This window comes from Collinsella sp. An2, from assembly GCF_002160065.1.
Lineage (GTDB): Bacteria > Actinomycetota > Coriobacteriia > Coriobacteriales > Coriobacteriaceae > Limicola.
Genome location: NZ_NFJW01000002.1, coordinates 51,394 through 66,477, shown reverse-complemented (window position 1 = coordinate 66,477; position 15,084 = coordinate 51,394). Strand labels below are relative to the sequence as shown.

The following is a 15,084-nucleotide window of genomic DNA, read 5'->3' as shown; positions in this document are numbered from 1 at the left end:
TTGTTCGTGGGGCCGACCTGCGGCTTTCTGGCAAAACGATTCCTCTCTACCTACAGTTCGACATAACTGCTGATAAACCGGCTAGTTCACACGGAATGTAGCGAGACATGCCTACACAGCGTAGACGGGGAGGATGATTGCACATGGGTTTATTTAGGAGAACGAAAATAAGTTCGGGGGGGGGCGCTCCAGGAAGATAGCCTCAGCCCTTGCAGTTTTGGCGCTCGTTGCAACGTCGGTATTCTGCCTTCCGACGATTGCGAAGGCGGCAGTGACGGACGCGAAGTACACCGTGCAGGGCGTCTCGCCCAACGGGACGACGATCGACCTGTTCGATTATTGGACAGCCAATACTGAAGCGCCTAGCGAGGACGATAACTATAACTATAACGGTGGTATTAACAATGACCATCAGCTGAAGTTCAATACGGGTACGCCTCGGGACGCAAGCGATGTTATCAATTCATGGACCAATGCTGGCAACGGGCCTCGCACGGGCATAGTTAAAAACACGCTGGTCGACGGTTATCCCTCAATTGCTGCCGGAACGATTAGCGGATGGGTTAATCTGAACAATAATAATTATGGTCAAGGCGGCACGCAGGTGCTTGCTGACGAGCCTCTTGCGTACCTTTTCGATGATTCCAGCCAAGCCGGCAAGCAAGGTTATTATGGCGTGCAGGGTCTGCTACAGGTAGACTCTGATGGCTACTATTATTACAACGCCTCGTCGGAGCAGACGAAAGCTCAGGGTGGCAGCTTCGAGAGTGCCAATTATGCAGCGTTCGATTCCAGCGCCAACACTTTTACGCTTTACAACACCTGGGGTGTGATGCACGAAGGCACCAACTCGCCTAATGGCCAATTCTTCCCTTTCAACAATGCGGCGGATGTATTTACCGAGAATGGCAAGAACTCCGCTCTTGTCCAGAAGGACGTTAAGGCTTCGAGTAATATCCTTAACCACTACTTCGGCATGCACATGTCCACGCAGTTCGTGCAGCAGTATGGCGGTCATGTAAATGACGCGGAAGACGCTGACAAGGTGACCTACGAGTTTTCGGGCGATGACGACGTGTGGATTTACATCGACGACGTGCTCGTGGGCGACTTGGGCGGCATCCACGACGCCGCGCGCATCACTATCGATTTCAGCACGGGCGAGATTAAAGTGACTGCTTCGAGTGGCGATGACGTTACGCCCGATAACATGAAGACGCTTCGCGCATGCTACCAGAACGCGCGGGCTGAGAACAACGTCAAATGGAGCAACAACGGTAGCGGTAGCACGTTTGCCGATGAGACCTACCATACCCTCGACTTCTTCTACCTTGAGCGCGGCAACAACGACTCCAACATGTCGTTGCGCTACAACCTGGTGAGCATCCCCGAGACCGAGCTGTCCAAGGTCGATCAGGAGGGCAACTTTATCGACGGCGCGACGTTCAACGTGTACGACACCACCAATGACAAGGAAATCTCCGACGAGAACCTCATTTGCGAAGGCGTCGTGACGGAGAAGGACGGCACCGTTACGCTTATCGGTCAGGACGACTATCCCATCACGCTTGATCGACTGTGGGCTGATGGCGTCAAGAACATCACGCTTGTCGAGACCGACACACCTGATGGCTATAGGGCCGCAACGGAAATACCGCTGTATATCCAGCACTACGATGCCGATCAAACGGCAAACGGAAAAGAAACCAATCTGCTGCTTTCAAGCGATCCGTGGACAACGGGCGCGTACGCGCAGCCTAAGGTGACCGCCACGACGACAAGCGATGTTCAAATCGATCGGCAGGACAACGGTACGTTGAGCAAGGACGAACTACAGAGTGGTGTCCTCTTCGCAGTCATCGAGCAGCAGGGCAGCGACGGAAAGTGGTACCCGGTCACGGGTGATGCTCTCAGTGGCTGGAATGTGAGCAAGAAGAACGCAATGAGCGACATCATCGCAGCGGGGAAATCAACCAACGCGGTGTTCACCATCTCCACGTCAGGTGCCTATCAGACTGAAATCAAGAATCTGCCTGGGCGAATCCAGGACTATGAGTTCTTCAAGGATGCGAATAGTAAGAGCGGAACAAGCTATCGTGGAGCGTACTACTACACCACGGCAAGCACTCTTGCCGGGGCGACTGAGGATAATACGTACGCTGTGACAAATCCCGACACGTTCGACCGTCAGTTCTCGGCGCGCATCTACCTTTCCAATATCCTGAATCGCGTGTTGGTGCAGAAGACCGACGAGAACGGCAATGCGGTTGACGGTGCCACCATGTCGCTCTTCAAGGCTGATCAGGTAAATGTTGCCGAGGACGGTTCGGTTACCCTCAAGGATGATGTGACGGCCGAAGACGCGATTCAGACGGACACGACCCGCACGTTGAGCAAGAAGAACGGGGACTCGATCGATCTTGGCGGCGCGGTGATTTTTACCGAGCTCGAGCCGGGTACGTACTATGTGGTTGAGACGGCGGCTCCGAGTAGCTATGCGCTGAACCAGAACTTTGCCAAAATCATCGTCGACGACACGGGCGTGTACGCCGACGCTGGAACGGATGGCGACGGAGTCAGCGTGACCCGCGGCGTGGGACGTATCGTGCGTTCGATGGTACAGTTTGCCACCGCCGACGATGTTGACGCGACGCTGCACGATATCGTTGCGACGCCGCAGTTGCGTGAGCAGCAGAACGATGGCTCTTGGAAATGGGTTCCGAACGGCAGTGCATCAACTCAGCATCTTGAGTTTGCGGATGACGGCGATGCGGTGCTCGACTACGAGATGATGAGTGGAGGGGCCTATACCGTAGAGGCGGGGGTCCCGGGCTTGTCAATTGAGCAGTGCGACATTGCCGATCATGCAACAACGCCTCGTCAGGATATCAGCGCGAACGTCACTAATCTGTTCACCGGCGTGACCATTGTGCACATCAAAGACCAGCAGGTTGGCGCGCTCAATGTAACCAAGGTGGTGACAGGTCAGGGCGCTAACCAGGATGCGACATTCGACTTCACGGTGACCTTTGTGCATCCTGCGGAAGAGGGTCAGGAGGACACCATTGCGCTGACGCAGGACGAAGCTACGGCTGCCGGCATGCGGCTGGCAATCGGCGATGGTGAAGCCGCGGATGTCACCGTGGGTGAAGACGGCGCAGTGACGTTCCAGTTAGAAGCCGGCCAGACCGCGCAATTCACTAATATCCCCGCAGGTGTTACCTATCAGGTGACCGAGGAGCAGGTGGCAAACTTCAAGACCTTGTACGACGATAACCAGATAGGCACGATTGAGTTCAATGAGACCGCGACCACCACGGTGACCAATACATGGGCACCGAGCGCCATGCTCGACGGTGCCACCAACCTGGTGGTGACCAAGCGTGTGGTGGGCACCGACTGGGACGATGGTTGGAGCTTTGACTTCACGATTGCTCCGTATGGCGAAGAAACCGAGGAAGCCGTTAAGGTCGGCACCGTGACCATGCCTAATCCGGCGTCGATTTCTATCAGCGCGACTGATGAGAACGGCGATGGCGTGCATCAGAAGTCGTTCGGCAACATCACGTTCAGCGCTGAGGGCACCTATCAATTTGTGGTAACCGAAAACGACTTCAGCATCGAGGGCCTCTCCAAGGACGAGTCGCAGAAGGTCGTAACCGTGAGCGTCGCCCCGAATCAGATGACGGGTCAGCTTGAGGCGACTTTGGTGACAACGGGCGATGATGCCTCCGATGCGCTCGTGTTCACTAACACCTATAAAGCTACGACCGGTGATAGCGGTGCCGCCAACGTGTCTGCGACCAAGACGCTGACCGGACGCGGCCTGCAGGCCGACGAGTTCTCGTTTGCCATCGCCCCACGCACCGCGAACGGCCTTCTCGATCCGGTCGCCACCGCGAAAAACACCGCCGACGGCACCGTCAGCTTCGGCAGCCTCGGCTACACGACCGCGGATGAGGGTACGGGCACGCTGACCTCGCTGCCGCAGGCGGTCACTGCTGGCTACGCGACCAAGGGTGTGAACGCCGATGGCCAGCGCACGTGGACGCTGAACTACACCGCCTACGAGGTGACCAACAGTCTGCCCGCCGGCGTGAGCGCCAATGCGAGCAGTTTTAACTTCACGGTCACGGTCGTGGACAGCGGCGACGGCACGCTGACTGCCACCGCCAACCTGCCTGGAGGCGGCATCGCGTTCACGAACACGTACTCTACCGGCGAGTCGGTGGAGGTGGCCCCGTCCGGCAGCAAGTCGTTCGTCTACGCCGACGGCGAGGCCGCGAATCCCGACTTGGAGGGCCTGTTCACATTCACGCTGTCCTCGGACGACCCGGCCGCGCCGATGCCGGAGGGCGACGGTGCCACCGCGACCAATGATGTGAACGGCAACGTGACGTTCGGTGCCATCTCGTTCGACCTCGACAACCTTGCCGGCGTCGAGACCGCCGCCGACGGTTCCCGATCGAAGACCTTCACGTACACCGTGACCGAATCCGGTTCCGTCGAGTCGGTGACGAACGACGCGACCGCGACCAGGACGTTCACGATTACGTTGACGGACGACGGGAAAGGCAACCTGACCGCCGTCGCCGATCCGGTCAGCGGCCCGCTGTTCGCTTTTGTTAACACTTATACGCCTACTTCAACATCGGCGACGATCGAGGCAACCAAGGTCCTGAAGGGCGCTGAGCTCACCGCGGGGCGGTTCACCTTCGAGCTCACAGGTTCCGAGGGTGCTCCTATGCCCAACGAGAAGAAGGTGACCAACGATGAGAACGGCAAAGTGACCTTCGGCCCCATCACGTTCACGACTGCGGGCGAATATGACTACACCATCACTGAGGTCAACGACCGCCAGAGTGGTGTTTCCTACGATAAGATTCCGTCCCGCACCGTCCACGTGAGTGTCACGGATGACGGACAGGGCCAGCTGGTTGCTACGGTGACGTCTGGTGGCGATGACCTGAAGTTCACCAACACCTACACCCCGCCCACGACACCTCCGGGGGAGCACGAGCCCGAGAAGCCGAACACTCCCGAGCCCGAAGAGCCGGAGACCCCGACGACTCCCGAGGAGCCCACGACGCCTGAGACTCCGGAGACCCCCGAGCAGCCCGAGACTCCGGAAACCCCGGTAACGCCAGAGAACCCCTCGACGCCGAGCACGCCGGAACAGCCCGTGAAACCGGAGCAGCCCACCGAAACGCTCCCCAGCACCGGCGACGCCATGCTGGGCGCGGTCATCGCGACGGCGGCCATCGGCGTGGCATGCCTGGGCGCGGCTCACGTAATCCGGAAGCGGGGTGAGCGGTAGGTGGCGCTCAAGAGCGGCGAGGGCTCGTCGCTCAAGGGTATCAGCAGGAAGATCAACGGCCGGCACGCGTTCGTGCACGAACGCGTGCTGGAGATGATCGTGCGCGAGACCGAGATTCGGGGGTCGGTCACGTTCCGCAAAGCGGACCTGGCGCACCGCCTGGGATGCTGCGAGCGCTCGCTCGACAACGCTCTCGTGAGGCTGCGGCGCTCGGGCGAGGTCGTCTCGACGCCGGTGTTCGGCGAGACGGGCGCGCAGCTTGGCAACGAGTACCGCGCCACGGAAGCGGGCATCGCCCATGCGAAGACCTTCCGGGCGGAGAAGCGTCCGAAGCCTGCGGGCCAGGATAAGCCCAAGAGCGCAGAGGCAGCCTGCTAGAGCGGCTGCAAACCATAGGGGCCGGTGCGGGGAGCATCCCGTGCCGGTCCTTTGCGCTTGCGTGGCGCGGACACGGTTCGGAGCACCCGACACCCAGCTCGCAATCAACAGTCGCATAGCACCTTATAATCACCCTCCACCACGCCTGCGCACCGCCGAACACCACAGCTTCTGCAGAAGAAATCGGCGAACGGAAAACACCAGGTGAAACGCCAAAAAAAGATGTTAGAAAACTCATAAAACAATGGGGGACCCACATAACATGAACTGGCAGGATTGTGTGGGTCCCCTAAAGTGATTGCAATACACCGTTGGACGTGCGGCGCCTGCTGCGGTTTCGCACCGTTCGCCACGCAAATGCAATGGAGCTCTCATGACCACAGATTTGCTCAAAAACGGCCTGGGGGGGGGTCCTTCCCAGGAAGGTGACGCGAAGCGTCCTACGCCCGCGCGCGAAGGCGTGGGCAACTCGTCGCTTCGCGGCGTCAGCACCGAAATCGACGGCCGGCACGCGTTCATCCACGAGCGCGTGCTGGAAATGATCGCGCGCGAGACCGAGATTCACGGGTCGGTCACGTTTCGCAAAACCGACCTGGTACAGCGTCTGGGCTGCTGCGGACGCACCCTCGACCGCGCACTGACCCGCCTGCGTCGCGAGGGCGACATCGTTTCGACCCCGGTGTTCAGCCCCACCGGAGCCCAACTGGGCAACGTGTATCAGGCAACCGAACAAGGCATCGAGCACGCCACGCTGCTCAAGCAGCGCCGCTCGCGTCGACGCAGAACAAAGGGCGACACGAACCCCGACGCCTCTGCATCGGCATAGGCTTCGCCCACAAGGTATCGACCCCTCTTCATGTTGGGTACAACTAGCGTGATTGTGCGAACGTTCCAGACGCCGCGCGGCCACGCCGGCCGGTGCGCGGCGCGGGGAGGAGGACCCATGGCGGAGGATCAGGAGAAGGTCGTTTCGGGCGAGGAGGCACCTGCCGAGCCGTGTCCGGATGGTGCCGAACAGTGCGCCTGCGAGCCCGACGACACGGGCCGCGGGCCCTACGAGACGACCGAGAGTCCCGAGCCGGAGGAAGTGCCTTCGCTCATCTTAGGCGACGAGGCCGAGCACGACGCCGACCTGCACGAGCAGATTCTTTCGAGTGAAATCGCCTGGTCGGGCAAGATCTTCAACGTTGAACGGCTGGACGTGCGCCTGCCGAACGGCAGGACCTCCGTGCGCGACGTGGTGCGTCACCGCGGCGCCGTAGCCATTGTGGCCCTTACCGAAACAGGCAAGATCGCCCTGGTGCGCCAGTACCGCACCGCGCTCGACCGCGTGACGGTCGAGATCCCCGCCGGCAAGCTTGACCCCGGCGAGGAGCCGCTCGAGTGCGCGAAGCGCGAGCTCAAAGAAGAGACGGGCTTCGTGGCGGGCTGCATCGCCTACCTCACCACCATCGCCTCGTCCTGCGGATTCTCCGACGAGCTGATCCACATCTACCTGGCCACGCAGCTGGGCTTCGAAGGTGCCGAGCCCGACGAGGACGAGTTCCTAAACGTCGACCTGGTGCCGGTAAACGAGCTGGTGGACGCCGTGCTGGACGGCAAGATCGAAGACGCAAAGACCGTGGTGGGCGCCCTTGCCTGCGAGGTCATGGCGCATCGTCTGGCAGAGGAGTAGCCATGGCGCAGAACCCTTTGAGCGCCGCGGAGCCCGAGTCGCCTTGGCCCTCGCGACCGTATATTGCCGGAGACGCCGACCCGCGTGACGCCGCCTTGCACGAGCATATCAATGGCGACGAGCACATTTGGCGCGGCGGCGTCATTGACGTGCACAACCTGCAGGTGACGCTGCCCGACGGCGCCCATGAGGAGCGCGACGTTGTGCGGCACCCGGGCGGTGTTGGCGTGGTAGCCATAACGCCGCAGGGACAGGTGCCGGTGGTGCGTCAGTATCGCGTGCCGTTTGATGCCGTGACGGTCGAGATTCCCGCGGGCAAGCTCGACCCCGGTGAGGATCCCGCTTCGGCTGCTCGCCGTGAGCTGCGCGAGGAGACCGGCTTTGTAGCGGACCGATTGGAGCCGCTGGTGTCGGTGGCGGCCTCGCCGGGCTACACGGACGAGGTGGTGCGGGTGTATCTGGCCCACGGGCTGCACTTCGTGGGTACGAGTCCCGATGCCGACGAGTTTCTGAACGTGGACATGGTGGACCTGCGCGAGCTGGTGCTGGCCGCGCTGGGCGGGTCCATCACCGATGCGAAGACGGTTGCTGGCGTGTTGGCGGCGCATGCTCGGACGACGTTGTCCGCTTCGTAGCGTCGAGCCGCTCGTCTGCTCGCCGTGCAAACATCCCAAACGTAGTTCAGCAACTACCATTGACTAAGTTTCGGCCGAAAAACGGGCCTAAAGTTAGTCAAAAGTAGTTGCTGGACTAAAAAGCCGCCATCAAGCCGCCGTTCCGTTGCCGCCCCGCGTATATACTGGTTGGCTGCACTACGTTGTACAGCTCAAACACGACTTCAAGCAAGGAAACGCCGTGACCAGTTCAACTTCCTCGCGCACCGCCGCGCGCCCCAAGACCATGCTCCGCCGCTTTTTGGCCTATTACGGACCGCAGAAGCACCTGTTCATAGCCGATACGGTCTGCGCGCTCATCATCGCCGGCATCGACCTGGCGTTTCCCGTCATCCTGCGCTCGCTTACCAACGGGCTGTTCACCGAGGGTCCCGCAGCCATCATGGCCTCTATCGGCATGGTAGCCGCCGGCCTCGTTGTCATGTACCTCATCCGGTGTGGATGCCGCTACTTCGTGTCGGCGCAGGGCCACATCATGGGTGCGCGCATGGAGTCCAAGATGCGCCAGGACCTCTTCGACCAGTACGAGCGCTTCAGCTTTAGCTACTTCGACCGCGTGAACTCGGGCGACATGATGAGCCGTGTGGTCAACGACCTCTTTGATATCTGCGAGGCCGCGCACCACGTTCCCGAGTGGATCATCATCTGCGGGGTCGAGATCATCGGCGCGTTCGTGATCCTCTTTACCATCTCCCCGGCGCTCACCGGCGTCATGGCGGTGGTCACCGCAATCTTCGTGGCGATCATGGTCGTGCAGAACCTGCGCATGCGCGCCGTCTACAGCGACAACCGCGTGAAGATCTCGGGCGTGAATTCGCAGCTGCAGGATTCGCTCGCCGGCATGCGCGTGGTGAAGTCCTTTGCAAACGAAGAGACCGAGCGCGCGAAGTTCCGCGCCTCCAACGACCGCTACCTGGACTCCAAGGAGGCCATGTACCGCGTCATGGGAACCTACCAGGCCACGAGCGCCCTCATGACCGGCGCGCTCTTTACGCTCGTCGTGGTGGTGGGCGGCTGCCTGGTGGCGGACGGCCGCATGAGCGCCATCGACATGGGCACCTTCGCGCTGTACATCAGCCTGTTCACAACCCCCATCGAGACGCTCGTGAACTCCACCGAGACCTTCCAGAAGGCCATCGCCGGCTTCAAGCGCATGGACGAGGTGCTCATGAGCACGCCCGACATCCAGGACAAGCCGGGGGCGACGGACCTCAAGGTCACGAGCGGCGCCATCGAGTACCGCGACGTGTGCTTTACCTACGAGGACCGCGAGCTGGGCGACGGCGCGTATGGCCGCGGAGAGCGTCCAGTCATCGATCACCTGAACCTGTCGATTCGTCCGGGCGAGACCATCGCGCTGGTGGGACCGTCGGGCGGCGGCAAGTCCACCACGTGCTCGCTGCTGCCGCGCTTTTATGACGTTCAGGGCGGCTCGATCAGCATCGACGGCCAGGACGTGCGCGACGTCACGCAGGAGAGCCTGCGCCGCGCGATCGGCCTTGTGCAGCAGGATGTGTACCTGTTTGACGGAACCATCCGCGAGAACATCGCCTACGGGCGTCCCGGAGCTACAGACGCCGAGATCGCCGAGGCCGCGCGCCGTGCGAACATCCATGAGTTCATCGAGTCGCTTGAGGACGGCTACGACACCGTGGTGGGCGAGCGCGGCGGCAGGCTGTCGGGCGGACAGAAGCAGCGCATCGCCATCGCCCGCGTCTTCCTGAAGGACCCGAAGATCCTTATTTTGGACGAGGCAACCTCGGCGCTCGACAACGAGAGCGAAGAGGCGGTGCAGGAGTCGCTTGAGCGTCTGGCGGCCGACCGCACGACGATCATCATCGCCCACCGCCTGTCCACCATTAAGGGCGCCGACGAAATCGCGACGGTCGAACATGGTCAGGTCGTGGAACGTGGCACGCATGAGGAGCTTCTCGCCCGCGGGGGCACCTACGCCCGTTACTATCGAATGCAGTTTGAAGGCGTGCGCGCCCGCGAGCTCGACGAGCCCGCGGGGGATATCGCGCGTCGCTAGGTCTGACGGCACGTTGATGGGCGCATGATGGCGAAGAAGCGGCAACTCACACCCGATGAGGTAAGCGAGCTCTTTTCCGAGCTCGATGAGTCCGGCGTGCTCGACCCCGACCGCGAACGCGACCGCGAGCGTCGCCTGAAGTTCCGCGTCGCCGCAAAGAAGGCCGGCGACAAGGGCGCCATGAAGCGCATGGTGGAGTCCGACCGCGAGCGCCGCGGCAGCTCGAAGGTCGACCCGCTCTCGGCAGAGGACCCCTCCGGCTCCAAGGTGGGCGACACCATCACCCGCACGGCCGTGGGCTTTGTGCTGGTGGTCATGGTGCTCATTGTGGGCATGCAGATCTTCTATGGCGTGAGCCGCCGTCTGAACACCTCGAACCTCTCGGAGTCCGTCACGCGCGAGACGGTTACCAACGCCCTGGAAGGCGGCCTTGAGTGGGGCAACGGCTTTACGCAGTTCCCCCGCAACTTCACGGTGGACCATGCCGATCAGCGCAACGGCGATCTTGAGGTGAGCGTGGTTGACACCGATTCCGCCAACGAGCTCGAGCTGCTTTCCAACGGTCAGATCCAGGCAGCGGCACTGGCCACCAACGCGCTGCTCAACGACCGCATCGATACGGTGACGTACAACGTGTACGCCTATGTGGACGACGATGGCAACATCCAGCGCGACCGTCTGTTTGGCCTTCTGCCGGCCACAGGCACGCGCCGCGCGATCCTTACGTTCGTGTGGAGCAAGCCGAGCCGCTCTTCGACGTCGAGCATCGACTGGGAGCTGCGCATCATCGGCATGGACGAGCAGGTGACAAGCCGCATCCAGGAGCAGGTGAACTCTGTGTCGTCCCTCATCGAGGACCCGAGGCTCACACAGGACGCCTACGAGGAGCAGCAGTACGAGCAGATGCTTGAGCGCAAGCTGCGCGGCAGCGAGATCTTCCTGGGCGGGCCGACCACCCGCACGCCCGAAGAGGTGCAGGGCTCCGTCGCAGCTGCCGAGGCCGAGGAGTCCGATCCGGCGGAGTAAGCCGCGCAAACGCTTCGAATCGACTGTATTCATGCCGTCTGGGGCTGGGCCTTTCCTTGGACGCGCCTGCGCGGCCAGCTCGAGACGGCTTCCGACATCAGTAACAGTGGGTCATTAAATTCTCGTCAGAAACTCGTTTCGTTTTTATGCAGTTAGTTCGGGAATCCCCGAGTAGACGGCCAATTTCGACGACGAAACCCCTGGATTCAGAGGCCTCAAAAGGCGGTCTACTCGGGAATTCTGGAAACAACTGCATAAAAACGAAACGAGTTTTCCCGACGGCGGAGATTGGGGTTGCCGCGCGACCAGACGCGCATTTCCATGGCCCGTTTGTAGCCTGTTTACACGAAGGCGGGCCCGTCACCTAGGGTGGACGGGCCCGCCTAGCGGTTTTGTTGGCGCCGCAACAGTTATTTCAGCAGGTTGCAGACCTTGCCCAGCAGCGGCTCAAACGACACGCCGCGGTCCTGGAACTGCGGCTGCTTCGAAGACACGATCATGGCGTCGTGCACGAAGTCGCCCGCGAAGCGCACGGCCTCGTCGAGCGGCTGGCCAGCCATGACGGCGGCGAGCAGGCACGAGCAATACAGGTCGCCGGTGCCGTGAAGCATATAGGGCAGCAGTTCGTTGTTCACCTCAAAGAACGCACCGTCCTGCGAGCCCACGAAGTTGCGGATGAGCCCGTCGCCGCGCTGGATGCCCTTGAGGACCACGGTCTTCGTGCCCTTGCCCAGCAGGGCCTCAACAAGTTCGTGCGCGTCGTCGTCCGAGATGTTCTCGCCCGCCCAGGCATCGCCGATGGGGCGGTCCAGGATGATGGCGGCCTCGGTGAGGTTGGGCGTCAGGATGTCGGCGCCCTCTGCGAGCTCAGCCATGGCAGCGCAGAGCTCGGGGGAGTACGTGGGGTAGACCTTGCCGTGGTCGGCCATGACGGGGTCGACGACGCGCAGGGCCTTGGGATACATGCTGTACAGGTCGCGAATGCGGTCGACCTGCTCAGGCGCACCCAGGAATCCAGAGTAGATGGCGTCGATCTGGACGCCGATGTTCTTCCAGGCATCCAGGTAGTCGGTCAGGATGTTGGTGGTGTCGTGCATGTACCAGCCGGGGAACGCGGTGTGGCTGGAGAACAGCCCCGTCGGAACGGGGCAGACGTCGCAGCCGGCGGCCGAGAGCACCGGGATCGCTACGCCGAGCGAGCATTTGCCGTAGCCGCACAGGTCGTGGACGGCGGCGACACGGGGAATGTAGGCCCCCTCGCGCTGGTAGAGGGTCTGGGTTGGCGCGGCGCCAGAGATTTCGTTGGACATACGGATTTCCTTCTTTCTTCCGCGGACTTATGGACCAGCGTGCGTGACCAGCATAGTACGCCGTTCGCGGGCCTGCGGGCATGCGCGAGAACAACACATGCTTGAAACAATTTGGGTGAAGCGACTCCGCGGCAACGCGGCCGGCGCAACACGTCTATGATGAACGGGGCTTTGCCGCCACGAGCAGAGCCTTGCAGCTACGAGCAGAGCCGTGCAGCTACGGAAGGCGCTTGCCGCCGCCTCGAAGGGAACCCGCGATGCGTGAACAGATGACCTACAACCCCCGGTTTTTTCAGCTGCGCGAGCAGCAGCTTGAGCGCATGCTTGCGATTGTGCACCAGACGCGCGATGCCCGGCCGGGCGGCGTGGTCTTCTTCGGCGACTCCCTCACCGAGATCTATCCCATCGAGCGGTGCTATCCGGAGCTTGCGCTCAAATACAACTGCGGCATCGCCGGCTCGGTGTCGGAAGAGCTGCTTTGGATGGCCGATGAAGGCGTCATCAAGTATCGCCCGCGCCTCGTCGTGCTGATGGTGGGCACCAACGACCTGGGCAACACCGTCATGGCAAGCCCGCGTGAGATTGCCCTTCACGTGCGCGACCTCGTGGACCTTATACGCGGGAACTGCCCCGACGCCAAGGTGCTGCTGTGGTCGCCGCTGCCCTGCATCGAAGAGATCAATGGATACCGGCAAGGATCTGGCATCCGCAGCAACGATTTGCTGCGGATGATCTTTGCGCAGGAGCGCGAGCTGATTTGCGACGACGCCGTGACGTTTGTGGATGCGTTTCCAGAGTTCATCGACGAGCGGGGTCGTACGCGGGCGGAGTTTTACCGCGACGGCCTGCACCTTAACGACGAGGGCTTTGACCGCCTGACGGGCGTGCTGGCGCCGACGATCCATCACCTGCTTGACATGGCGTAGTGCGCGCAGCCTCCTGTGGCGGCCGCTATACGACCGTTCGGCCGTGGGAGCGGGAAACGGCCGTGTGAATCTGCACGGCCATGCATAAAGTGGCGTCAAGATAAGAATACTTGAATGAATTGCCCAACGACTTCCACCACATGCGCAAGTCGTTCTACAATACCTACAACTAAAAGCCCTTTAAAGCGGTACGGAGAGACCGAAAAGGAGAGAACATGGCTTTTACCGCACCATCCCAGCACAATGCTATACCGACGACGGATGCCCAGGTACCGTCGGGGAAACCGGCCGCGCCGGATTCTGCCACGCGCCACACCGGCCATGCTTGGCGCTCTGCCGCGCCCAGCCCGCTTGCGGCTCGTATGCTTGCCGCAACAAGCAAGGGCCCGCAGGAGCCGGCGATCCTCTACCTGGCCGATGGCACCGTTTTCTATGGTCGCGCTTGCGGCGCCGCCGGCACGGCGACCGGCGAGGTGTGCTTCAACACCTCGCTCGAAGGCTATTTCGAGGTGCTCACCGACCCCTCGTATGCCGGTCAGATCGTGACCATGACCTATCCGCAGATCGGCAACTACGGCGTGGACGTCGCCGACGCTCAGGGGGCGCTGGGACCCACCGGTTCCGACAGCTCCGACGCGCCTCGGCCCGCGCTGCGCGGCCTGGTGGTGCACGATATGTGCCGCACGCCGTCCAACTGGCGCTCTGAGGTAAGCCTGCCGGACTACCTGGCGCAGCAGGGCGTTGTGGCCATCGAGGGCCTGGACACGCGCGCGCTTGTGCAGCATTTGCGTGAGCATGGCGCCATGCAGGGTATTGTCTCGACCGAGGTGTTCGAGATCGACGAGCTTGCCGCGCGTCTGGCCGCCGCGCCCGCGCTGGTGGGCACGAACCTGGTGCAGACGGTAAGCGCTACGTCCCGCCGCTCCTATACCGCCGCCGACCTGCCGGAGGGCCGCAGCTTCGCACAGCTTCCGGCTGAGGCGGCACGTCACAACGTGGTCGTGTACGACTGCGGCATCAAGCGGGGCATCCTCGAGGGGCTCGTGCGCGCTGGCTGCGACCTGACCGTCGTGCCGTGGGATACCCCCGCCGAGGACGTCTTGGTTCTGGGCCCGGACGGTGCCTGCCCGGACGGCGTGTTCCTCTCCAACGGCCCCGGCGACCCCGATGCCGTCGAGGCGACCTACACCCAGGTCCAAAAGCTGCTGGGCAAGGTGCCGATCTTCGGCATCTGCCTGGGACATCAGATGATCAGCCTGGCTGCCGGCGCCCAGATGGAGAAGCTCAAGTACGGCCACCGCGGCGGTAACCAGCCGGTCATGAACCTTGTCAGCCGTCGCGTCGAGATCACAGCGCAAAACCACGGCTTCGGTCTGGTGTTCCCCAGTCTCGGCACCCTGGTGCCCGAGCTTTCCGACGGCGTTACCGAGCATCCCGCCGACGGCGATCTGCGCTTCTGGGTTGAGCGCGGCGTCGCCCCGGTCGTGCAAAACGAGCGCTTCGGCCGCATCCGCCTTACCCATGTGAACCTGAATGACGGCACCGCTGAGGGAATCCAGCTGCTTGACGTCCCCGCGTTCTCCGTGCAGTACCATCCCGAGGCCTCGCCTGGCCCCACCGATGCCCATTACCTGTTTACGGCGTTCGCCCGCCTCATGGACGGCGACCCCGACTATCTGAACATCGACATCTCTAAGGACCGCTTGGCCGGTTGGCGATTCGCCGAAGAGGAGCCTGCGGCGTAGC

The 15,084-nt window shown here is 62.0% G+C and carries 10 protein-coding genes; 9 read left to right on the top strand and 1 reads right to left on the bottom strand.

What is annotated here, in order from left to right:
* Positions 1 to 271: 271 nt before the first annotated feature.
* The 7 genes from B5F33_RS02205 (at position 272) to B5F33_RS02175 (ending at position 11,102) form a co-directional block, all read left to right on the top strand.
* On the top strand, positions 272 to 5,317 hold the full coding sequence (locus B5F33_RS02205) for an FctA domain-containing protein (protein WP_087410170.1): 5,046 nt from the start codon (positions 272 to 274) through the stop codon (positions 5,315 to 5,317).
* Positions 5,318 to 5,695, top strand: a complete 378-nt coding sequence (locus B5F33_RS02200; protein ID WP_087410169.1) for a MarR family transcriptional regulator — start codon at positions 5,318 to 5,320, stop codon at positions 5,693 to 5,695.
* Between the two features lie 373 nt (positions 5,696 to 6,068).
* A complete protein-coding gene (locus B5F33_RS02195) occupies positions 6,069 to 6,521 on the top strand; it encodes a MarR family transcriptional regulator (protein ID WP_239284670.1) in 453 nt (150 codons plus the stop codon).
* Positions 6,522 to 6,638: 117 nt separating this feature from the next.
* Entirely contained in the window at positions 6,639 to 7,370 is a 732-nt protein-coding gene (locus tag B5F33_RS02190; RefSeq protein ID WP_087410168.1) for an NUDIX hydrolase, read from the top strand.
* Between the two features lie 2 nt (positions 7,371 to 7,372).
* The gene (locus B5F33_RS02185; protein ID WP_087410167.1) at positions 7,373 to 8,005 is read left to right on the top strand and encodes an NUDIX hydrolase; all 633 of its coding nucleotides are present in this window, start codon (positions 7,373 to 7,375) and stop codon (positions 8,003 to 8,005) included.
* 265 nt (positions 8,006 to 8,270) lie between these two features.
* Entirely contained in the window at positions 8,271 to 10,076 is a 1,806-nt protein-coding gene (locus tag B5F33_RS02180; RefSeq protein ID WP_087410297.1) for an ABC transporter ATP-binding protein, read from the top strand.
* Between the two features lie 24 nt (positions 10,077 to 10,100).
* Positions 10,101 to 11,102 carry a hypothetical protein gene (locus B5F33_RS02175; RefSeq protein WP_239284668.1) on the top strand — a complete coding sequence of 334 codons (1,002 nt, stop codon included), beginning with the start codon at positions 10,101 to 10,103 and terminating at the stop codon, positions 11,100 to 11,102.
* Positions 11,103 to 11,512: 410 nt separating this feature from the next.
* Here the strand turns inward: B5F33_RS02175 and B5F33_RS02170 are convergent, their stop codons facing one another.
* Entirely contained in the window at positions 11,513 to 12,412 is a 900-nt protein-coding gene (locus B5F33_RS02170) for a PfkB family carbohydrate kinase (protein ID WP_087410165.1), read from the bottom strand.
* A 257-nt stretch (positions 12,413 to 12,669) separates the two neighbouring features.
* Between B5F33_RS02170 and B5F33_RS02165 the strand changes: the two genes are divergently transcribed.
* Positions 12,670 to 13,338 (top strand): GDSL-type esterase/lipase family protein, encoded by a 669-nt coding sequence (locus tag B5F33_RS02165; protein WP_087410164.1) that lies wholly within the window; start codon positions 12,670 to 12,672, stop codon positions 13,336 to 13,338.
* A gap of 362 nt (positions 13,339 to 13,700) precedes the next feature.
* Positions 13,701 to 15,083, top strand: coding sequence for a glutamine-hydrolyzing carbamoyl-phosphate synthase small subunit (gene carA, locus B5F33_RS02160; protein ID WP_204214373.1), 1,383 nt, complete (start codon positions 13,701 to 13,703; stop codon positions 15,081 to 15,083).
* Position 15,084 lies beyond the last annotated feature (1 nt).

Excerpts from the sequence above, each read along its gene's own strand:
- B5F33_RS02195 (WP_239284670.1), top strand. The coding sequence starts at position 6,069 with ATGACCACAGATTTGCTCAAAAACGGCCTGGGGGGGGGTCCTTCCCAG.
- B5F33_RS02190 (WP_087410168.1), top strand. The coding sequence starts at position 6,639 with ATGGCGGAGGATCAGGAGAAGGTCGTTTCGGGCGAGGAGGCACCTGCC.
- B5F33_RS02185 (WP_087410167.1), top strand. The coding sequence starts at position 7,373 with ATGGCGCAGAACCCTTTGAGCGCCGCGGAGCCCGAGTCGCCTTGGCCC.
- B5F33_RS02180 (WP_087410297.1), top strand. The coding sequence starts at position 8,271 with ATGCTCCGCCGCTTTTTGGCCTATTACGGACCGCAGAAGCACCTGTTC.
- B5F33_RS02175 (WP_239284668.1), top strand. The coding sequence starts at position 10,101 with ATGATGGCGAAGAAGCGGCAACTCACACCCGATGAGGTAAGCGAGCTC.
- B5F33_RS02170 (WP_087410165.1), bottom strand. The coding sequence starts at position 12,412 with ATGTCCAACGAAATCTCTGGCGCCGCGCCAACCCAGACCCTCTACCAG.
- B5F33_RS02165 (WP_087410164.1), top strand. The coding sequence starts at position 12,670 with ATGCGTGAACAGATGACCTACAACCCCCGGTTTTTTCAGCTGCGCGAG.
- carA (WP_204214373.1), top strand. The coding sequence starts at position 13,701 with ATGCTTGCCGCAACAAGCAAGGGCCCGCAGGAGCCGGCGATCCTCTAC.